The following is a 20,347-nucleotide window of genomic DNA, read 5'->3' as shown; positions in this document are numbered from 1 at the left end:
GACAGTCATTGAGCAGTATATATGTACGAATACGAGAACAGCACGTACCTTCAACTGCTCAATGAAAAGGATGATGTAACTGATTTAATGAGAAAACAAGTCATGTTTTCTGAAGAAATACAAATATCAGCTTGATGTATAAAGTTTATTCGCCTTTTCTTTCAGCGATTCAAGCTCTGTCGAGGGTAATCCGAGGTTTTCCAATCGATTTAATAAATCAGCTGTAAACGTTAGTTTTTCCTCACTATGTAGATCAAGAACCATTTCTTCTAGCTCTACTTGTTCAACTACAACGTCCGCAGCTTCAAATAACTCAATTGCATATTCGTGATTTTTATAATCTTGAGCATAGTACACTTTTTTAATTCCCGCTTGAATAATTGATTTACAACAATTTAAACACGGGAAATGGGTAACATAAATTTCTGATCCTTCTGTTGGAACACCGAATTTCGCACATTGTAGGATCGCGTTTATTTCAGCGTGTATCGTTCGAACACAATGATTTTCAATAACGTAGCACCCATCCTCTATACAATGTTTCCCGCCTGAAATGGAGCCATTATATCCACCTGCAATAATCCGCTTATCTCTAACAATTGTTGCTCCAACCATTAAACGAGTACAAGTACTTCTTAATGCGAGTAAATGACTTTGTGCCATAAAATATTGATGCCATGAAATACGCTCCATTTTTATTCCATCTCCTCTATCTTTATATAAACAATCATAAACATCATTTTAATATTAGTTTCACTTATGAGCAAAACATTTTTACACAAGCACCTCTAATTTGTAGAAACTGAATCTTTCAGCTGCTCAACTGTTTTTTCACCAATTCCAGGCACATTAACTAGATCTTCAACAGATTGAAAAGGACCATTTTCTTCTCGATACGAAATAATTGCATCCGCTTTAGCAGGTCCTATTCCTGGTAGTGTCGTCAATTCAGCTGCCTCAGCCACATTCACTTTAACGCGAGAATCATTTGTGTTAGCAGATAAAAAATGCTCGGTGTTATTAAATTCTTCTTCAACAGAAGGTACATAAATAACCATCTCATCGTAGCATTTTTCCGCTAAATTTATGACACTTTCATTCGCTGATTCAGTAAATCCTCCAGCTAACTGGAGAACATCGTGAACACGATCACCCGTACTCACTTTATAAACCCCTGGTACATTCACCTCTCCTTTTACATCAACAATAATCGTCTCGTCAAGAATATCTTCTTCAAGTTCACCTGATTGTACTTCTTCATTCAATAAAAGCCAGTCATCTGCTTTACTCATTTCAGTATCACTTTCATGAAACAATAAAAATGACATACACAGTCCGCACACAATGATTCCCCCGGCTATAAACGGGTACCATTTTCGGTCAACCTTTGGAACATTCAAACAAATCACCTCTTTTTTCTAATAAAAATCATAATAAATTTAGTCGTACATACAATGTTTAGGAAAGAACGTATGGAAAAGGAGGGGTACAGTTGAAGAGAGTAGGCTTCATCGGCACTGGAAGCATGGGAAGTATTTTAATCGAGTCATTCATTGAAGCCCGTGCACTCACCCCAACTGACGTTACAATAACAAATAGGACGATGGAGAAGGCTTTGCACCTGGCTCGTTCTTATAAAGGCATGAAAGTTGTAAGCAAACCCGAACAAGTCATTCAACAGTGTGAGTGGATTTTTTTATGTGTCAAACCACATCAAATGATCCCGCTCCTGCGCAATGTAAAAGGAGATTTAACCGGAGATCACACAATTATTTCAATAACGAGCCCTTTATTAGTAGAAGAATTAGAGTGTGTTGTAGAAGGTGGGGTCGTAAGATTTATCCCGAGTATTGTTAATAGAGCACTAGAAGGTCCATCACTCGTTACTTTTGGACAACAAATCGAAAAAGAAGAACAGCAGCAGTTTATGGACTTTTTCCGGATGATTTCACGCCCACAAATTATTAATGACAGTATTACGAGAGTCGCCTCTGACCTCGGAAGCTGTGGGCCAGCGTTTTTAAGTTATCTTTTAGAAAGAATGATACAGGGTGCAACCGAAGAAACGGAAATTACGAACGAACAGGCAACAAATATCGTAGAATCTATGTTAATTGGGTATGGTGAACTGTTACGGCAAAACCATTTTACTTTGCCTACATTAAGAGAAAGAGTCACAGTACCTGGCGGAGTGACGGGCGAAGGGTTAAAAGTGTTAGAGAAAGAGGTAGGAAAACAATTTAATTACGTTTTCCAACGCACACACGAAAAATTTTCAGAGGACAGAAAAATCATTAAAGAACAATTAGAAGAGAGCGACTAACACAGCTCTCTTCTTTTCATAATTTAATTTATTCGACATAAATTTCCTTTTCCCTGCTTATTTTTTGATTGCTTTAAAAAAAATTCTGTCGTCCTCGTCTCGGACATCAGTTGTACCAAACTCACCAGTAATTTCTATTGATGAAAAACCAGATTGTTCCAGCCAACTTACATACATGTTTATCGGAAATGTTCGTTGCTTATGCTCCTCATCAAAACGAGTGTAAGCTCCATTATCACCTTTCACAAAAAAAGTCAAAGTATGTTCTACACTATATTCAGCTTCCCCAGGAGAGCAAAACCACATATATGAGAGATCTTCTCGATTTTCACCGAATAGGTGATTTGAAAAAATTTCTTCTATTTTATAAATAGAATGTACATCGAATAAAAATGTACCTCCGAATTTTAAGGAGTTGTAAATTCTTTTAAATGTTTGCTGGACATCAGCTGCTGTCGTTAAGTAATTTAAGCCATCACAGAACAACGTAACACCATCAAGATTTTCAAATCCTGAGATCTCTCTCATATCTTGACAAGCAAACAAAATTTGCTGGTTTTTATCTCTCGCTTTTCTTTCAGCGATGGCAAGCATATCTGAAGACAAATCAATTCCAGCCATATGATAACCAGCTTCATACAGCATGCTAGTAAAGGTCCCTGTTCCACAGCCTACATCTAAAATAGATGAGCCTATAGGCAGGTGTTTTTCTGTATAATTCACCCACCGTTCGTAAGGAGCATCTTCCATTAAATTATCATATAATGATGAAAATTGTTCGTATGACATATTTTCTCCTCGTAACTGCTTTATGATTTCGTTATGGGTTCACTAATTGATCGATATTTACATGACGCGCATCGCCCCATAATTTTTCAAGGTTATAGTACTGGCGATCTTCTTTATGAAAAACATGGACAATCACATCATGAAGGTCGATTAATACCCAACGGGACTCATCAAAACCTTCAAGACGTTTTAACTCTACTCCCGCTTCTTGAGCTTGGTCTATTACTTCCTTAGCGATTGCTTCAACTTGGCTTTCTGAATTTCCGTGACAAATAACAAAATAATCTGCAATAAGAGATATCCCTTTCATATCTAAGGCGATAATATTTTCAGCTTTTTTATCATCCACCGCTTTCACGGCTATATCCAAAATTTTATTTGTGTTCATGAATGTGTCATGACCTCCCGCTAATCTTATTTGCAAAATCATTATACGCTTCAAATGTATCAGGATAAACCAGAACATTTTTCTCCACTAAAAATTGAATCGTATTTTTTATTGCATAAAAACATGCCAAATCAAGATCACTTTCAGCAGTTTTCCTCACTTCATTTACAGAAGCAAATGTTCTTCCTGGTTCAATATAATCTGCTAAAAACACAACTTTTTCAAGTAACTCCATCTCTTTTTTACCAGTAGTATGAAAGGCGATTGCAGACAAAATTTGTTCATCAGTGACATGCAGTTCTTTTCTGACATAATAAGCCCCGACAAATGCATGCAATATTTCATTTCCATAATAAAGGAGTTTTTCTGGGAACTCGTCCAAATTTGACCTAACTGTCTCCCTCATCTCATCTGATGAACGATATTTTGCGTAGTCATGTAATATCGCTGCCAATCTTGCTTTCGATACGTCAGCTCCATATTGTAAAGCGAGGCGCTCAGCTTCATCTACGACTCGAAGAGTATGTTCATAGCGCCTTTCCTTTAGAACACCTTTTATTTCTTTCAGAGCTTGTTCTTCATTCATATAGTTTATGCTCCTTTATAAACTCATACACTTCATTCGTCATTAAAAACCGGTTGAACTGATCCGTATTAAACTTTTCTCGAATATAAGTTGAGGAAACATCAATTGCAGGCGCTTCAAGCAAGTGAATATTTCCTGGATGATCATTTTTCTGAATTGGAAATCCCGGACGCTCGATCACGACAAAAGGGATTAATGATTGGAGACGTTCACTTTCATGCCATGTTGGTAATGTTTCAAGACTGTCTCCGCCAATAATAAAGAAAAATTCATTTTTAGGAAATTCACCCTTTAAATGTTCAATTGTATCAACAGTATATGAAGGTCCTTCACGTTTGAACTCCACATCACACACAGTAAAAGAATCATTAGTCTTCGTCATCAATTCAACCATCGTGATTCGTTCTTTATCATTTGTTGAGCTATCTTTCTTTTTATGAGGAGGAATCTTATTTGGCATCCACCATACTTCATCCAGCTTCAGTTGTACCCGAGCCTCTTCTGCCATTAGTAAATGTCCGATATGAGGCGGATCAAATGTCCCACCTAACAATCCAACTTTTTTCATAGCAATACCCCACTAATTAGGTAAGTCGATTTTCTTTTGTTCTTTTGATTCTTTATACAAAATAATAGTACTTCCAATTACTTGTACAACTGCTGCTTCCGCACCTTTTTCAAATACTTTCGCCACATCATATTTATCTTCATCACAGTTTTGTAAGATGCTTACTTTAATTAACTCTCTTGCTTCTAAAGCATCATCGACTTGTTTTATAAGGTTATCGTTGACCCCACCTTTTCCAACTTGAAAAATCGGCTTAATGTTGTGAGCTTCACTTCTTAAAAAACGCTTTTGTTTGTTCGTTAACATCGTTTATATAGATCCTCCTAAGTGCTTGATAACACTGTTTTTCATTATCTGAACAGGGGCTTCTTTGTTAAACCATTTTTTAAAAGCCAATGCCCCTTGGTGTACAAACATATCGACTCCATTCATAATACCAGATCCCTTATTTTCAGCTTCGATCAGGAGCTTTGTTTTATACGGATTGTAAATAAGATCACTAACAAATGCTCCTTTACGAAGATTTTCTAATGAAAGCGGCATTTGGTCGAAATTTGGTGCCATTCCAATAGAAGTAGTATTAATAATAATATCAAATTCAGCTAGTTCTGCTTGAGCCATTTCTAAAGAGAGGTAGTCTGTATCACTATATCGTGAGCATATCACAGCTAAATCTTCCGCTTTAGATGAAGTTCGATTCGTAATGGTCATCTTTTTCACTCCATATTTCGATAAGCAAAGCGCGACTCCTTTCGCTGCCCCGCCTGCTCCAACGATAAGAATACGTTTATCATGAAGTGTTTTTCCAATCCGTTGCAGTAATGCATATACGTATCCATCACCATCTGTGTTATACCCTTTCAGCACACCTTGATCGTTCACAATTGTGTTTACTGCTCCGATCTCTTCTGCTAACGGATCAATGTGATCAAGATATTGAATGACATCCACTTTATGTGGAATCGTAACATTGATCCCTTTTAGGCCTAGACTTCTCACCCCTTCGACAGCTGACTTTAATTGAGTTGATTCTACGTGAAAAGCATGATATGAACAGTTAAGCTGCAACTCCTCATACGCAGCTTCATGCATAACAGGTGACAAGGAGTGTGAGATTGGTGACCCGATGACACCTAATACTTGATTCATGACGCTTCCCCCTTATTATGACTATTTTTACGTCCTGTCCTCATTAAAAAATGGACTTTCTCGTATTGACATGAACCCCTTTAGGTGAATGTGTTCGGATGCGTGCATTCGCTCCGTGAATAGTCACCCAGCCTAATCCTGAAAAAACGATGTCCTGTTTCTCTTCAGCTAACTTCCATTCTCTTCTTTCAAAGGAAGGAAATAGTTTCGAATTTTCTTCCAACGGTGGTGATAATAGCTTCCCTTGGTGTTTTTCTAACAATTCATCTGCTTTTTCTAATTTTGTACGATGAATTTGTAGTTCATTTGATAAATATACAACAAAGGACAAGTTTTCTCCCTCAAGGTAATCGATCCGTCCTAGTCCGCCAAAATATAAAGTTTGCCCAGGCTGAAGTTGAAACACGCGAGGTTTGATTTCTTTTTTAGGTGTAATTATTTTTAATTCGGTTTTATTTAACAAATGAGCTATTTGATGGTGATTAATAATACCGGGAGTATCAAATAATGTTGAACCATCGTCTAAAGGGACATCAATCATATCTAATGTCGTTCCAGGGATATTTGACGTCGTAATCATTAATTCCTCATCTGCTCCAAACTCTTTTAGCAACCGATTAATAAACGTTGATTTTCCTACATTCGTACAACCGACAATATAAACATCTCGATCTTGACGAAGTCCCTCAATTAAGTTAGCAGTCTCTATGACCCCTTCGCCTGTTTCAGCACTCATTAAATGTACATCGGCAGGTTTTAAACCATATTCTTTTGCCGCCCATTTCATCCATTGGATTACTTTCGGTCTTTTGACAGACTTAGGAAGTAAATCGACTTTATTTCCTACGAGCAACACTGGGTTCTTCCCTACAAACCGATGCAATCCTGGGAGCCAACTCCCGTCGAAATCAAAAATATCGACTACTTTCACAATAAGAGCATTTTTATGACTTAGCTGATTCAATAACTTCAAGAAATCATCGTCCGTTAACGGGACATCTTGTACTTCATTATAATGCTTTAAACGAAAACAGCGTTGGCAAATGACAACCTCTCGCTCCAACGCCGATTTAGGGGTGAACCCTATTCCATTTTTATTTTCTGTTTGAATAGAAACGCCGCAACCAGAGCAAATTAGTTGTTTTTCTTTTTCGTTTCCCATTCGATCAACCCCTTTTTCTTCATCTGATGAAACACAATTCTCTCTAACCTACGATTGATTTTTGTAAAGAAACCATCGGTTTGCGCTACTGGAACGACAAGAATTGTATGAAACCCACCTCTGTTACCGCCAAGAATATCTGTAAGCAGCTGGTCTCCGATAACAACCGTTTCTTCCCTTTTTAAATCCAAAAGCTTACAAGCGGTGTTAAACGCCTTTGACATCGGTTTTTTTGCACTATGTATAAATGTCAGCTTATGGGGTTCTGAAAAGTGTTTCACTCGCTTCTCGTTATTGTTTGATACAATAACGATTTCCAAACCTTCTTTTCTTACTTGCTCAAACCACTCAATTAATTGTTCGGTAGCATTCGGTCTGTCCCATTCAACGAGTGTATTGTCAAGGTCTGTAATAATACCTTTTACCCCTTTTTCTTTTAATTCACTTATCGATATTTCATAAATAGATTGAACGTACTGATCAGGAATAAAGCGTTTTAACATATGGTCTCCCCCAATTCACCTTGTATCCGGCCGATAGAAAAAACTCTGAGGTTAAAAATTCTGATCCCTCACAGCCTTTTATACAATAACCTAACTGATACCCACTAAAGTCTAGAAATGTGATGACATCAATGTATATCATAACTTTATTTTCTATCCCGTTCAAACGTTTTAATGAAAATTTTGTTTAAGAATGAACAAATTTGGAGAAACTCTTATGAGTCTTGGAAATATTTCTATTTAACATTCGTATTCACATTACATGACTGAACATGATGTATAAGGATACTTCTCTTTCTTTGTCGTAAAAAGAGTTCTCAAAAAGCGAAATGTGCTTACCAAGAAACTCTTATGCTTCGTGTAAATATTAATAGCAAAAGTCTTAGTTAAAGCTATACGAACTTTTTTTATAATATAAAAAATGTTTGTATTCTTTCAGTATCTTAAAATATAGCCATAATTTCGTACTCTGGTGGCAAAAAACATCTAATTATCACGTTTTATCAAGTATTATGATAAAAATTTTTCGACATTTTCATACATCGAATGAGGTCTGTGGATAAAACTATACACATTTTCAACACTTATTAAATAACACATACATCCCGTTATAAACAAACAATCCACAACTTATCCACTTTCGAGTGTGGATAAGAATGTATTTGAGAAGCCTTACAATACATGGTAACATCAACTCACAGATAAGAAACCAAGCTCATATTTCAATATGAAAATTGCAAAGAATTTACAAATAATGATGTATTTTAAAATGTTTTTAAAAATACTTTCCAAAAGTGAATGAGATATCACTTTACGTCGAAAAATCTCAAATCAAGTATCATATTGTTGTCCGTAACTTCAGAACTCAATGGCATTGAACATAAAGATTTTTGAAACAGGGAGGTGAAGCTGCCATGAGGCGGCCTAACGGAATGAGACAATTATCTGATGACCTGTTAATAGAGACATACGAAAAAGCAAGAGAATTAAATCTATCAGACGATTTTTTATCATTAATTCAGCAAGAATTAGAAAGGCGCTCAATGAAGGACAAGCATTCGCACATCCTTCAATGAACAATTACCGAAACATCCATTACCGTTCCCGATCAATTTGAATGTATTCTCGCGGTTGGAACTTGATATCTTCCAAGTGTTCACCATCATAGATGAAGCCGCGAATCCCATCATCGTTGTATTGTCTTTCTATCATTTGATTTGTAGACTGTATATGAAAAGGTGTTGCTACAGCTACTAGACCGATAAAAACACAAGCAGAATAAACATACACACGTTTTTTCAACCGTATCACCTCTTTTTTATAAGGATGATACGGTTTTCTACTTTTTATACTCTCTGTTTTTACCAAAGACGCTTTCAATAACACCTCTCTCCATATAACCGTCAATCTTAAAGTGGTTCACTTTTATTACATATTTATCCAACTAAGCGAAAAATCGAATGCTTCTGTTTCCATAATTTAGGTATTTACATAGGTACCTTCCCTCACTTTCTCCGATCAATTCTTCTCTTTTCAAAAAAATTTTTTTGCGTTTTTGCACAGTTTCTACATATTTAATAATTTTTTTAAAACGGGAGAACGATAGGTAGCAAAGGATGCAACGAGAATTGTTTTATATTATAATTTTACTTGCGTTTAAACGGGAAACGAAAAATAAATCCAAAAGTGGTGTTTTTTCATGACAATTTTAAAAAGGAGGTCAATCACTTGTCAGAGTTTCATACGCTTCACATTTTAGTTCTAGCACCATTCATTATGGCGATTTTCGTACCATTCTTTTATAAATGGTTTCGTCATATACACACTGGATGGTTTGTTCTAGTGCTTCCACTACTATTGTTTATCTATTTACTACAATTCCTCCCCGTCGGAGGTTCGATGGAAACATTAGAATTAACAGTTCCATGGGTGCCATCATTAGGAATTAATTTTACAATTTATTTAGATGGATTGAGTCTCTTATTTGCATTGTTAATTACCGGGATTGGAACACTAGTCGTTCTATATTCAATTTATTACATAGCAAATAAGAAAGACGAACCTTTAAACAACTTTTACGTGTACTTACTTATGTTTATGGGTGCCATGCTTGGTGTTGTCTTATCAGATAATCTCATTGTGATTTATGTCTTTTGGGAATTAACAAGCTTAGCATCTTCACTACTTATCGCTTATTGGTTCCATAAAGAAAAATCTCGTTACGGAGCTCAAAAGTCGATGTTGATAACCGTTACTGGCGGTTTCGCTATGTTAGCTGGTTTCTCTTTGCTTTATGTGATGGCAGATCAAACATTCAGCATAAGAGCAATCATTGATCAAGCAGATATCATTGCGCAAAGTCCATTGTTTATACCAGCAATGCTATTAATTTTGCTTGGTGCTTTTACAAAATCAGCACAGTTCCCATTCCACATCTGGTTACCAGATGCAATGGAAGCTCCAACACCAGTTAGTGCTTATTTACACTCGGCGACGATGGTAAAGGCCGGCATTTATCTAGCTGCCCGTTTAACGCCAGTTTTCGCTGGGGCACCTGAATGGTTCTGGCTTTTAACAGGATTCGGTTTAATGACATTAATATGGGGTTCCATATCTGCTGTACGTCAAACCGATTTAAAAGCGATTCTCGCTTTTTCAACGATCAGTCAGCTAGGCTTAATCATGTCCTTACTAGGAATCGGTTCAGCGGCGGTTCATTACGATTATGCTGAAGTAGAAATGCTCTATACAACAGCTATTTTAGCCGCTGTGTTCCATTTAATTAACCATGCTACATTCAAAGGTAGTTTGTTTATGGTCGTAGGGATTGTCGATCACGAAACAGGGACTAGGGATATTCGTCGTTTAGGTGGATTAATGACGATTATGCCGATTACGTTTACAATATCCTTAATCGGTGTCGCGTCAATGGCCGGACTTCCACCGTTTAACGGTTTCTTAAGTAAGGAAATGTTCTTTACTGGAGTCGTTAATGCAACAACATTGGATATTTTTAATGTGCAAACGTTCTGGTACCTGCTCCCTGTCATTGCTTGGGTAGCAAGTGTATTTACGTTTGTGTACTGTATGATTATGTTCTTTAGAACATTTACAGGAACATACAAGCCTGAAAAACTCGAAAAGAAAGCTCATGAAGCACCGATGGGTATGTTAATTTCACCTATTATACTCGCTTCATTAGTCGTTATTTTCGGTTTATTCCCGAATTTGCTTGCATACACAATTATTGAACCGACAATGCAGTCGATCTTACCGAACGTCCTTGAAGAAGGAGAGCGTTTTTATGTAAACATTTATCATTGGCACGGATTAAATACTGAACTATTTATGACTGCTGGGGTAATTTTGTTTGGGATGCTCGTATTTTTAAACTTAAAACGCTGGCAAGAAGCTAAGTTTTTCTTAAAAGAGCGGGATCCGTTAAATGCTGTGTACGACCGAGGACTCGATGGCTTGGTTACTGGCTCACAACGTGTGACAAACTTGCAAATGACAGGGCTATTGCGCGATTATTTCGTGTTTATGATGGTCTTCTTAGTTGCTATGCTCGGATGGACGATGATACGCTACAACGCAGTTGTATTCGATTTTGTAAACGTCTCTGAAATTTCACCATACTTGTGGATCATCACATTTGTACTCATAGCAGCTACAATTAGTATTCCGTTTATACAGCACCGAATCACAGCGATTATTGCGATCGGAGTCATTGGGTTTTTACTCGCGTTATTATTTGTAGTCTTTAGAGCACCGGACTTAGCATTAACACAATTATTAGTTGAAACTGTGTTAGTTGTACTACTCCTGCTCGCGTTTTATCATTTACCTGAGTTACGAAAAGCAAAGTTCACTGCGAAATTCAGTTTACCTAATTTGATCGTTTCGATTGGTGTTGGACTTGTCGTGACATTGACAGCATTTAGTGCCCATGCGATGAACCACGAATTTGGTTTTGACAGAATTTCTAGCTATTTCGTTGAAAACTCAGTCCCATTAGCAGGCGGATATAATATGGTTAACGTCATACTCGTCGACTTCCGTGGACTAGATACACTGCTTGAAGTACTCGTACTCGCAATTGCAGCACTTGGAGTTGTCACGTTAATTAAGCATAAAATGAAAGGTGGAGAAGATGTATGAAGTCAAATTTACTCCTGCTCCATACAATTACACGAATCGTTTCGTTTATCATTTTGTCCTTTTCCATCTTTCTCTTTTTTGCAGGGCATAACAATCCTGGCGGTGGTTTTATCGGAGGGTTAATGACTGCTTCTGCATTACTTCTTCTTTATGTAAGTTTTGATATTAAAACGATCAAACGTGTTTTACCATTCAACTATGCGCATATTATTGCAATCGGCTTGCTATTAGCTATTTTGACAGGATTAAACAGTCTATTGTTTGGGGATCCATTTCTCACTCAATACTTTGAATATTATGATCTCCCTATTTTAGGAGAAACTGAGTTAACAACTGCTCTTCCGTTTGATTTAGGGATTTATCTAGTCGTTGTAGCCGTTGCGCTGCTAATAATCTTAACCATTGCGGAGGATGATTCTTAATGGAGATATTAATGATTCTCACTGTCGGAATACTTACTACAGTTGGTACGTATTTAATTCTCACAAAAAGTTTGCTCCGTGTGGTTTTTGGAGTCATGCTCTTGTCACATGGTGCCCATTTATTATTACTTACACTGTCCGGACTTAAAGAAGGAGCTCCTCCCCTACTCGGTGAGGATGCTGCCTCTTATCAAGATCCGCTCCCACAAGCACTCATATTAACAGCGATTGTCATTAGCTTTGGGGTTACAGCTTTCTTACTAGTTTTAGCTTATCGAACGTATAAAGAACATAAAACAGATGATCTCGATCAATTAAGGGGTAATGCTGATGAATAATATTGTATTACTTCCAATCTTGATACCCTTTATTATGGGTGTCGTGCTGATCTTTTTTAAGAACCACACTGTCATTCAACGTTACATTAGTGCAATTACAGCCATTGCGATACTCGCAGCTTCCTCTTATGTAACGATGCTGACATATCAAGATGGAATCATGACATTAGAGTTAGGAAATTGGCCAGCACCATTTGGGATCGTTTTAGTTAGTGATCTATTTGCTGGACTTATGTTGATTTTAGCAAGTATCGTCGGTGTTGCTTGTTTATTCTTCGCCTTTCAAACGATCCATGAAAAGCGTGAGAAGAACTACTTTTATCCATTCTATTTCTTTCTTCTCACTGGAGTAAATGGTGCGTTTTTAACAGGAGATTTATTTAATTTATTCGTATTTTTTGAGGTAATGCTAATTGCTTCATATATTCTAATCGTAATAGGCGGCACGAAATATCAGCTTCGCGAATCATTTAAGTATGTTGTCATTAACATCGTCGCCTCGGCGTTCTTCGTTATTGGTGTGGCATATTTATATTCTGTAACTGGTACATTAAATTTTGCACACTTAGCAGAACGTGTTGCTGAAGTTGAACAAACAGGGGTACTAAATGTCATTGCGATCTTGTTTTTACTTGTATTCGGTATGAAAGGTGCCCTCTTTCCGCTTTATTTCTGGCTACCTAAGTCCTATTACGGACCGCCGGCTGCAATTGCCGCTTTATTTGGAGGACTTTTAACAAAAGTAGGTATTTATGCGATCATCCGATCATTTACGTTGATCTTTACGCATAACCCTGATTTTACTCATAACATCATTTTAGCTCTCGCTGGTGCAACGATGTTTTTCGGGGTACTCGGAGCTGTTTCACAGTTTGACTTTAAGAGAATCCTCTCTTATCACATTATTAGTCAGGTAGGATACATGGTGATGGGTCTTGGACTGTATTCTCCTCTTGCTATTGCAGGTGCGATTTATTATATCGCTCACCATATTATTGTAAAATCTGCACTATTCTTATTTGCAGGTGCAACACAGAAAATAACCGGTACGACCGATCTGAAAAAAATGAGCGGTCTGTTAAAGACCCACCCTGCGCTAGGATGGCTGTTCTTTATATCAGCGATCTCATTAGCCGGAATTCCTCCGCTCAGTGGATTTTTCAGTAAGTTTGCCTTAATTCTTTCCGGTATCGAACAAGAGCGCTATTTTATCGTCTTTATCAGTTTAGTTGTAGGTTTATTAACCCTCTTCTCAATGATGAAAATTTTCATATACGTTTTCTGGGGAAAGCCGTCACTAAACGAAGAGGAAACGAAGAAAGTAAAATTGGCACCATTATTGCTGCCAGTCGTTCCGCTTGTTGCTTTAACCATTGTAATGGGACTTGCAGCTGAGCCGATCTTTACATTCTCTGAGGAAATTGCAGAACAAATTCTCGATCCTCAAATCTATATAAATTCTGTTCTTAAGGAGTAGGTTCTATGTCTTTTCAAATCCTGCTTAATATCGGTATAGCGCTCATATGGATGTTGTTACGAAATGAATTCACATTTGTTGAATTTATGCTTGGTTACATCGTTGGATTGTTGATGCTGTTCTTTTTACGGCGTTTTTTGAAATTCGACTTCTACTTCCGACGAGTATATGCACTTGTGAAACTTATCGTCCTATTTTTCTACAAGTTAATCTTGTCAAACATTGATGTCATTAAAATTGTTCTCAGTCGAAAGCTTGATATCCAACCAGGTATTATTGCTGTCCCAACAAAGCTCAAAACTGACTGGGAAGTGACATTGCTGGCAAACTTAATTTCTTTAACACCTGGAACATTATCAATGTACTTTTCTGAAGACGGACGGACGATTTATGTTCATTCAATACATGTTCCAGACAAGGAAGAAGCGATAAAAGAAATTCATGATTCATTTGAAAAAGCAATTATGGAGGTGACCCACTAATGCTAGCTATCGCTTGTCAAATTGTTTTAATACTGATGTCCATCTCCATATTTGTTTGTTTCATCCGGGTCATTAAAGGACCGACAATGTCTGACCGCATCGTTGCACTTGATACGGTTGGAATTAATTTAATCGGATTTATCGGTGTCTTAATGATCCTTCAAGAAACGATTGCTTATGCAGAAGTCATTCTTGTCCTTGCAATATTAGCCTTCATCGGTTCAGTTGCGCTTGCGAAGTTTATTGAGGGAGGTGTAGTCCTTGATCGAGATCGTGATTAGTATCTTCATCATCCTTGGTGGATTGTTAAGTATATTAGGCTCTATCGGACTGCTGCGTTTCCCTGATGTTTATGCAAGGCTTCACGCAGCGACTAAAAGTGCAACATTAGGTGTCATTAGCATTATGCTAGGCACGTTTTTATACTTTTTGATCATTGAAAACCTTTTTGCTGGAAAAATACTGTTAGCGATATTATTCGTATTTTTAACAGCTCCAGTAGCAGGTTTCATGATATCACGTTCTGCGTACAATGTCGGTGTTAAGCTTTGGGACAATAGTATACAAGATGATCTTGCAGAAGATATGAAAAAAGCTGAGAGACAAAAAGGTCAGTCAAACTAACAAGAATTGCAATCACCAATATTAATTGGTGGTTGCTTTTTATATAGTTAAGGTACATGAACTTAGCCTTTAGTTGAAGGTGACCTATTTACATCATTAAAAAAAGATTGGTTCTCCTTCAATTGTAATAGTGAGAGATTTCCAATCTCTCATTTGTTAGCATCATGAGTAACCGTTTTTACCTAAATTCAATGACGCACACTTTATTTAGAGAAGCAAGAGTGTCAGCCTATTGAGCCAGCAGCTATATTCCTTCCCAGCTTGCCCTTTTAGCTAAGATTTAACTAACTTCGATTATGTGGTCTAATTTAACCCATTCCATCATACGAATGAATCGAAAAATGAAGGAGGATACTGATATGGAAACAATTGAGTATTCAGTCGATATTAATAAGCCCGTTAATGAAGTTTTTCAATATGTTGAAGACTTAAGTAAACGACCAAGCTGGGAATCTGGTGTTGTCGAAGCAAAAGTGATACGTGGGGATACTTATAAAGAAGGAGCAACGTTGCAAGTAACAAGCAAAATTGTCGGAAAAAAAATCGTTGCCGAAGCAGATGTTGTCTCTTTTGAGCAAAACAGTAAAACAGAGTGTGTTGCGAATAAACCATTCACTCACATCATTACAAATGTATATGAGCCATTGCCAGAAGGCGGTACCCGGCTAACTCGAAAAGGAAGTGCAGATTTAGAGGAAGTCAGAGGTTATTTTAAATTTGCGACACCAATGGTTATGAAAATGATGAAAAAGACATTAATCCAAACGTCAGAAAAAGTAAAAGAACATTTAGAACAAAAATCAACTTAACTCATTTTGTAATCTAATATAATTCGAAGTCGCTATCGCCGGTTGCGTTCACTCTAGGAAACATTCAGCGACAATTACTCTTACGACACTTCGTTTACATTCTTATACACAAAAAGGATACCTCCTGATAAAGTTAAGTATCTACACACCATAACAAAATCAGAGGTATCCTTATGTTTAAAGAATCAATTTATGATCTTCAAATAACATTCGACATAGAAAAAACACTCTAGTGTATGTTTAATGCCATATCATTTTATTTCTGATCTCTTGAGGAAACTCCATACTGTACGAATATAGACATTGCCATATTATTTCTTAGGCACAGGAGTCTCATCATTCACCTCTCCCCTTCATATTGAGTGTAAGCTATTCCCTCACCCTGTTTTACAGATCTAGGATTTCTTTGTTTATCTGTTAAGTGGATCGAATTTTTTTCAAACAGAAGAATGACACTTGAACCGAAAGAAAAATAGGCGATTTCTTCTCCTTTTTCAACGTAATGATCTAAATGTGAGAGATGAACACTATTTACATTTAACGCCCCAACTTTTACAATAGCCATGTTCATGCCGTCACTAGACAACTCCGTAATAAAACGGTAATTTTTAGCTAATGGGGAATCACCAAGAAGTAATCCTAACTGATTGACAGGCTCTGAATATTTTCCAAGAGCATACCTTTTTTGGACTACAGCGCTAACTGGACTATGAATCCGATGATAGTCTTTAGGACTTAAATAAAACAGCATATACGTCCCACCAATGTAACGAGAAGCTGTATTAGGCAACCCTAACATCGTCTTTAAGTCATAGATTTTACCTTTAACTGTAAATGTCGCGTCCCCTTTGATTGTTCCGAGTTCAGAAAGTTCTCCATCTACCGGACTGACAATACTATTTTTTTCGTTAGACACAGGGCGGCTGTCCGATTTTAATTTGCGAATAAATAAGTCATGAATTGATCTATATTGTGACAATTCCTTTTCCATTTCATCTACATTTAAGCCATATACATTTGAAAATGACCGATTTAAATGTTTACTAACATTGGACTTGACGAACTTGCGTAATATTAATGTATAGAGTGGATTATGGGTCAATTCAAGCATACTTCGGTATAATTTATGTTTCATGCTCATTCTACCTTTCTATGTATAGCGAAAATTCAAATTCACTCGAAAATCGTCTATTTTTCACTATTAATGACATGTTGTTTTAGTAGTTTGGTATATTGATATATGGTATAATATACATTTAATTAAGGTCTTGGAACATTTTTCAAGGTCATGAGAGGAGTGAGACTGTTGTTATTATTTCAGCACCTCGTCGATAACACTGTTAAGAAATTTCGTAGTCAAGCAGCGAATTTATTAACGATTATAAACCTCGGATTAGGCGGATTTGCCATCCTTGCTGTTCTCCAAGGACAATACGGATTAAGCGTTGCATTTATTTGCTTTGCGGCAATTTTTGATCGATTGGATGGTAAAGTAGCAAGAAAGCTGAATATCACTTCAGACATTGGTAAACAGTTGGACTCATTATGTGACATCATTTCTTTTGGTGTAGCTCCTGCCTTACTATTATACCAATCTACTTTAATTGATTTTGGTGTAGCTGGATCAATGGCAACGATTATTTTCATTGCTACTGGCGCAATTCGATTAGCTCGTTTTAATGTAACTGAATCAGAAGGTTATTTTGTTGGTCTGCCTATAACAGCAGCAGGTTGTATGTTAACGATAAGCCATTTACTCAATGGTATGGTCCCAGACCCAACCTTTATGTTTATTATTTTAACATTATCTATTCTAATGATAAGTAATTTTACAATAAAAAAAGTATAATTATCATTTTAACAAAAGGTAATACCAAAAGTGCTAGTCTCCCTCCCTTTTATTCAAAATACGATCAGTTTATGATTCGCTTCAATCGTATTTTTAGTGGGAACTAGCACTTTAATTTTGTTTGTTAATCATGAATATACCAGATTCAATCCATAATATAAAATGGCAAGTGCCTTTGTTACCAGCGGACAACCTCGGACAATATCTCTTCAAGTCTGGGCATCGAGGACGACAATTTATACATTCTGATAAATAAAATATTTTTTATTTTAGAGAAGTCGGACCGTAAATGGGGGAACAATCGTGCAAATCATTACTTCACATACAAACTTATCTTTTGACGGATTAGCCTCAATGATTGCTGCAAAAAAGCTTTACCCTCAAGCAGAACTCGTTTTACCTGCAATGTTAAGTACTAGCGTAGACCAATTTTTAGCACAATATAACAACGGTTACACATATAAACGAGCTGCAGACATTGATTTAAGCTATATCACACAAGTCATATTAGTCGACACGAATATGCTTGACCAAATTGAAGTGTTAACAAATATCGATCAAAATAAGGTGAGCTTCATTGTTTACGACCATCATCCTCTTACAGCTGAAAATATAAAGATGGATGATGGCATCATTGAAAAAACCGGAGCAACTGTGACATTGCTTATTGAAAAAATCCAAACACTTAATATTAAGATCACGCAATATGATGCGACGGTCTTTGCATTAGGTATATACTCAGACACTGGGACATTTACATCCTCATCAACAACGTCTCGAGATCAAAAAGCAGCAGAATTTCTACTAGAAAATGGTGCAAATTTATTTACTGTTGAACAATACAGTCAAGTGCCTTCTTTAACAGCAGCGCAAATAATGAATCATACTGTTAAAGTGATTACACATGATACACCGTTCGAAGCTGCATCAAAAATGCTGTACCGATACGAGCATACAGAATTTCCAATCGTTGAAAATGAGAAGTTAATTGGAATAATTTCGCGAATCGATATTGAAAAAGCAGTACATCTTGGATTAGGGCATGCTCCAGTTAAAAGGTATATGAGTCGAAACCCAATCACAATTTCGAAAAGCACAACTGTTGAACAAATACGAGAAAAAATGATTCACGCAAATACCGGACGTTTACTAGTTATCGAAAATAGTGAACTAGTAGGTATCATAACAAGATCCGATGTCAACTCTGCTTTACACGGGAGCAGCAATGATATTGAATTCACTTATTCAATTGCATCCCCTTTTCCATTTCGTCTAAACCTTAAAGAACAGATGAATCACCATTTTCAATCTCCTGTAAATGAATTACTTAAATTAATTGGAGAAGAAGCAGCAGCGTTACATATGAATGCTTATTTAATTGGTGGTATGGTCAGAGATCTTCTTCTTAATAGAGTAAATGAAGATATCGACATTGTCGTAGAAGGAGATGGCATTGCTTTTGCTAAAAGGTTAGCAAGGTCTTACGGCGGGGACATCCGTACACATGAAGAATTTCGAACAGCGACGTGGAACCACCCTTCCGGTTTCAAAATTGATATGACAAGTGCCCGTACCGAGTATTATGAGTTCCCTGCAGCATTACCTAAAGTAGAAATGGCGACGATAAAAGAAGATTTATACAGGCGTGACTTTACTGTTAACGCACTAGGTATTTGTCTCCACAATGATGCATTTGGCCAATTGATTGATTATTTCAATGGCTGTGAAGATTTAAAACATAAAAAACTAACCGTATTATATAACCTTAGTTTCGTTGAGGATCCTACGAGAATTTTACGTGCGATTCGCTTTGAAAGCCGCTTATCATTTTCTTTAGATTCACAGACGTTCTCCTTAGCCAAAGAGTCTGCTAATCATCTGCTTTCAGTCTCAAAGTTACGTTTATCCAATGAACTGAGCCGCTTATTTTTCGAAGAAGATCTAATTTATAGCTATAAACGAATCCTAGAACTTCATTTGCTCCCATATTTATTAAAAGAAACGGCTGAATCAAAGGATGTTTATAAAAGATTAAAAAAAATAAAAGCGATTCACGAAGCATTATTCGTAAAAAACATGACAGCAAAACAGACAATATGGATCTGCTTGTTTTTTTCACTATCAACTTTGTGTAAGAACGCATTGCAGGAAGTTGAAACGTTTTGTCAATCAAAGGAAGAGCACAAAACATTACACAAGCTGTATTCATTGCTGCAAGATGATCTTTTTCAATCATTTACAGGAAGTGAGCCATTAAGTAAATGGCATCGTCATTTTGCAAATGAACCTGTCGAAGTGCTGATAGCTTACCTCTCTCTTTCTCGTCATGCTACTTCAACATTTATAAATACTGGTGTTGATTATCTCATACGAAGAGAAACATTAAACCAAACTATTAATGGACATGATTTAATTAAAAATGGACTTACACCGGGTCCTTTATTTCATGAGCTTATAATGTATGCAGAATGTATACAAATCGATCACCCTTCTATGAAAAAAAATGATCTATTAAAGAAGGTTATCGATTATCAACAAAATCGCCATTTATAACTGATAATGAGAATCATTATATGCTCTTCTCTTCACATATGCATATTTCTTGCACTCAAAATAAAATGATTTATAATTAATACTGTTGACTTTCTAATGTTAAAAATATCATTCAAACCTTGACATTTACATAAATACCATTAAAATATAATTAGTACTATATA

General features: G+C 36.6%; 24 protein-coding genes. 12 read left to right on the top strand and 12 right to left on the bottom strand.

Features of this window, described 5'->3' with window-relative positions:
• Window positions 1-126: 126 nt before the first annotated feature.
• A complete protein-coding gene (locus CD001_RS14160) occupies window positions 127-693 on the bottom strand; it encodes a ComE operon protein 2 (protein ID WP_096188331.1) in 567 nt (188 codons plus the stop codon).
• 95 nt (window positions 694-788) lie between these two features.
• Window positions 789-1,400, bottom strand: coding sequence for a helix-hairpin-helix domain-containing protein (locus tag CD001_RS14155; protein ID WP_257009818.1), 612 nt, complete (start codon window positions 1,398-1,400; stop codon window positions 789-791).
• 92 nt (window positions 1,401-1,492) lie between these two features.
• On the opposite strand from CD001_RS14155, the gene comER reads away from it, so the two are divergent.
• On the top strand, window positions 1,493-2,323 hold the full coding sequence (gene comER / locus CD001_RS14150; RefSeq protein ID WP_257009817.1) for a late competence protein ComER: 831 nt from the start codon (window positions 1,493-1,495) through the stop codon (window positions 2,321-2,323).
• A gap of 57 nt (window positions 2,324-2,380) precedes the next feature.
• Here the strand turns inward: comER and CD001_RS14145 are convergent, their stop codons facing one another.
• The 8 genes from CD001_RS14145 to CD001_RS14110 are packed head-to-tail and all read right to left on the bottom strand — an operon-like array spanning window position 2,381 to window position 7,468.
• A complete protein-coding gene (locus tag CD001_RS14145) occupies window positions 2,381-3,112 on the bottom strand; it encodes a class I SAM-dependent DNA methyltransferase (protein ID WP_096188330.1) in 732 nt (243 codons plus the stop codon).
• Window positions 3,113-3,143: 31 nt separating this feature from the next.
• Window positions 3,144-3,500, bottom strand: a complete 357-nt coding sequence (gene rsfS / locus CD001_RS14140; protein WP_096188329.1) for a ribosome silencing factor — start codon at window positions 3,498-3,500, stop codon at window positions 3,144-3,146.
• Between the two features lie 7 nt (window positions 3,501-3,507).
• Window positions 3,508-4,086 carry a bis(5'-nucleosyl)-tetraphosphatase (symmetrical) YqeK gene (gene yqeK, locus CD001_RS14135; RefSeq protein WP_096188328.1) on the bottom strand — a complete coding sequence of 193 codons (579 nt, stop codon included), beginning with the start codon at window positions 4,084-4,086 and terminating at the stop codon, window positions 3,508-3,510.
• Window positions 4,079-4,654 carry a nicotinate-nucleotide adenylyltransferase gene (locus CD001_RS14130; protein ID WP_096188327.1) on the bottom strand — a complete coding sequence of 192 codons (576 nt, stop codon included), beginning with the start codon at window positions 4,652-4,654 and terminating at the stop codon, window positions 4,079-4,081. Before CD001_RS14130 ends, yqeK begins: the two co-directional genes overlap by 8 nt.
• Window positions 4,655-4,666: 12 nt before the next feature.
• A complete protein-coding gene (yhbY, locus tag CD001_RS14125; RefSeq protein WP_096188326.1) occupies window positions 4,667-4,960 on the bottom strand; it encodes a ribosome assembly RNA-binding protein YhbY in 294 nt (97 codons plus the stop codon).
• Between the two features lie 3 nt (window positions 4,961-4,963).
• Window positions 4,964-5,803, bottom strand: a complete 840-nt coding sequence (aroE, locus tag CD001_RS14120) for a shikimate dehydrogenase (protein WP_096188325.1) — start codon at window positions 5,801-5,803, stop codon at window positions 4,964-4,966.
• 43 nt (window positions 5,804-5,846) lie between these two features.
• Window positions 5,847-6,965: a ribosome biogenesis GTPase YqeH gene (gene yqeH, locus CD001_RS14115; protein ID WP_096188324.1), complete on the bottom strand. Its 1,119-nt coding sequence runs from the start codon at window positions 6,963-6,965 to the stop codon at window positions 5,847-5,849.
• A complete protein-coding gene (locus CD001_RS14110) occupies window positions 6,938-7,468 on the bottom strand; it encodes a YqeG family HAD IIIA-type phosphatase (RefSeq protein ID WP_096188323.1) in 531 nt (176 codons plus the stop codon). Before CD001_RS14110 ends, yqeH begins: the two co-directional genes overlap by 28 nt.
• A gap of 932 nt (window positions 7,469-8,400) precedes the next feature.
• Between CD001_RS14110 and CD001_RS14105 the strand changes: the two genes are divergently transcribed.
• Window positions 8,401-8,544 (top strand): sporulation histidine kinase inhibitor Sda, encoded by a 144-nt coding sequence (locus tag CD001_RS14105; protein ID WP_096190614.1) that lies wholly within the window; start codon window positions 8,401-8,403, stop codon window positions 8,542-8,544.
• A 19-nt stretch (window positions 8,545-8,563) separates the two neighbouring features.
• Here the strand turns inward: CD001_RS14105 and CD001_RS14100 are convergent, their stop codons facing one another.
• Window positions 8,564-8,770, bottom strand: coding sequence for a hypothetical protein (locus CD001_RS14100; protein WP_142303592.1), 207 nt, complete (start codon window positions 8,768-8,770; stop codon window positions 8,564-8,566).
• A gap of 426 nt (window positions 8,771-9,196) precedes the next feature.
• Here CD001_RS14100 and CD001_RS14095 point away from each other — a divergent pair, with 426 nt between their 5' ends.
• The 8 genes from CD001_RS14095 to CD001_RS14060 all read left to right on the top strand — a co-directional run bounded on the left by CD001_RS14095 (window position 9,197) and on the right by CD001_RS14060 (window position 15,781).
• On the top strand, window positions 9,197-11,629 hold the full coding sequence (locus CD001_RS14095) for a Na+/H+ antiporter subunit A (protein ID WP_407081106.1): 2,433 nt from the start codon (window positions 9,197-9,199) through the stop codon (window positions 11,627-11,629).
• The gene (locus CD001_RS14090; protein ID WP_096188321.1) at window positions 11,626-12,051 is read left to right on the top strand and encodes a Na(+)/H(+) antiporter subunit B; all 426 of its coding nucleotides are present in this window, start codon (window positions 11,626-11,628) and stop codon (window positions 12,049-12,051) included. The genes CD001_RS14095 and CD001_RS14090 overlap by 4 nt, the downstream gene beginning before the upstream one ends.
• Window positions 12,051-12,389, top strand: coding sequence for a Na(+)/H(+) antiporter subunit C (locus tag CD001_RS14085; RefSeq protein WP_096188320.1), 339 nt, complete (start codon window positions 12,051-12,053; stop codon window positions 12,387-12,389). The genes CD001_RS14090 and CD001_RS14085 overlap by 1 nt, the downstream gene beginning before the upstream one ends.
• Complete coding sequence (locus tag CD001_RS14080) at window positions 12,382-13,866, top strand: Na+/H+ antiporter subunit D (RefSeq protein WP_096188319.1); 1,485 nt, start codon at window positions 12,382-12,384, stop codon at window positions 13,864-13,866. The genes CD001_RS14085 and CD001_RS14080 overlap by 8 nt, the downstream gene beginning before the upstream one ends.
• A gap of 5 nt (window positions 13,867-13,871) precedes the next feature.
• A complete protein-coding gene (locus tag CD001_RS14075) occupies window positions 13,872-14,348 on the top strand; it encodes a Na+/H+ antiporter subunit E (RefSeq protein ID WP_096188318.1) in 477 nt (158 codons plus the stop codon).
• A complete protein-coding gene (locus CD001_RS14070) occupies window positions 14,348-14,629 on the top strand; it encodes a Na(+)/H(+) antiporter subunit F1 (RefSeq protein ID WP_096188317.1) in 282 nt (93 codons plus the stop codon). The genes CD001_RS14075 and CD001_RS14070 overlap by 1 nt, the downstream gene beginning before the upstream one ends.
• Complete coding sequence (gene mnhG / locus CD001_RS14065) at window positions 14,610-14,972, top strand: monovalent cation/H(+) antiporter subunit G (RefSeq protein ID WP_096188316.1); 363 nt, start codon at window positions 14,610-14,612, stop codon at window positions 14,970-14,972. Before CD001_RS14070 ends, mnhG begins: the two co-directional genes overlap by 20 nt.
• A gap of 359 nt (window positions 14,973-15,331) precedes the next feature.
• Complete coding sequence (locus CD001_RS14060; RefSeq protein ID WP_179298751.1) at window positions 15,332-15,781, top strand: SRPBCC family protein; 450 nt, start codon at window positions 15,332-15,334, stop codon at window positions 15,779-15,781.
• 340 nt (window positions 15,782-16,121) lie between these two features.
• Here CD001_RS14060 and CD001_RS14055 read toward each other — a convergent pair whose 3' ends face one another.
• Entirely contained in the window at window positions 16,122-16,916 is a 795-nt protein-coding gene (locus tag CD001_RS14055; protein WP_096188314.1) for a phosphatidylserine decarboxylase, read from the bottom strand.
• 171 nt (window positions 16,917-17,087) lie between these two features.
• Between CD001_RS14055 and pssA the strand changes: the two genes are divergently transcribed.
• Complete coding sequence (pssA, locus tag CD001_RS14050; RefSeq protein WP_096188313.1) at window positions 17,088-17,630, top strand: CDP-diacylglycerol--serine O-phosphatidyltransferase; 543 nt, start codon at window positions 17,088-17,090, stop codon at window positions 17,628-17,630.
• Window positions 17,631-17,933: 303 nt separating this feature from the next.
• A complete protein-coding gene (locus tag CD001_RS14045) occupies window positions 17,934-20,183 on the top strand; it encodes a CBS domain-containing protein (RefSeq protein WP_096188312.1) in 2,250 nt (749 codons plus the stop codon).
• The last annotated feature ends 164 nt before the right edge of the window (window positions 20,184-20,347 follow it).

Source organism: Evansella halocellulosilytica, assembly GCF_002335745.1.
Taxonomy (GTDB): Bacteria; Bacillota; Bacilli; order Bacillales; family Salisediminibacteriaceae; genus Bacillus_CA; species Bacillus_CA halocellulosilytica.
The sequence above is the reverse complement of the archived record's forward strand: the minus strand, read 5'-3'. Positions and strand labels throughout refer to the sequence as shown.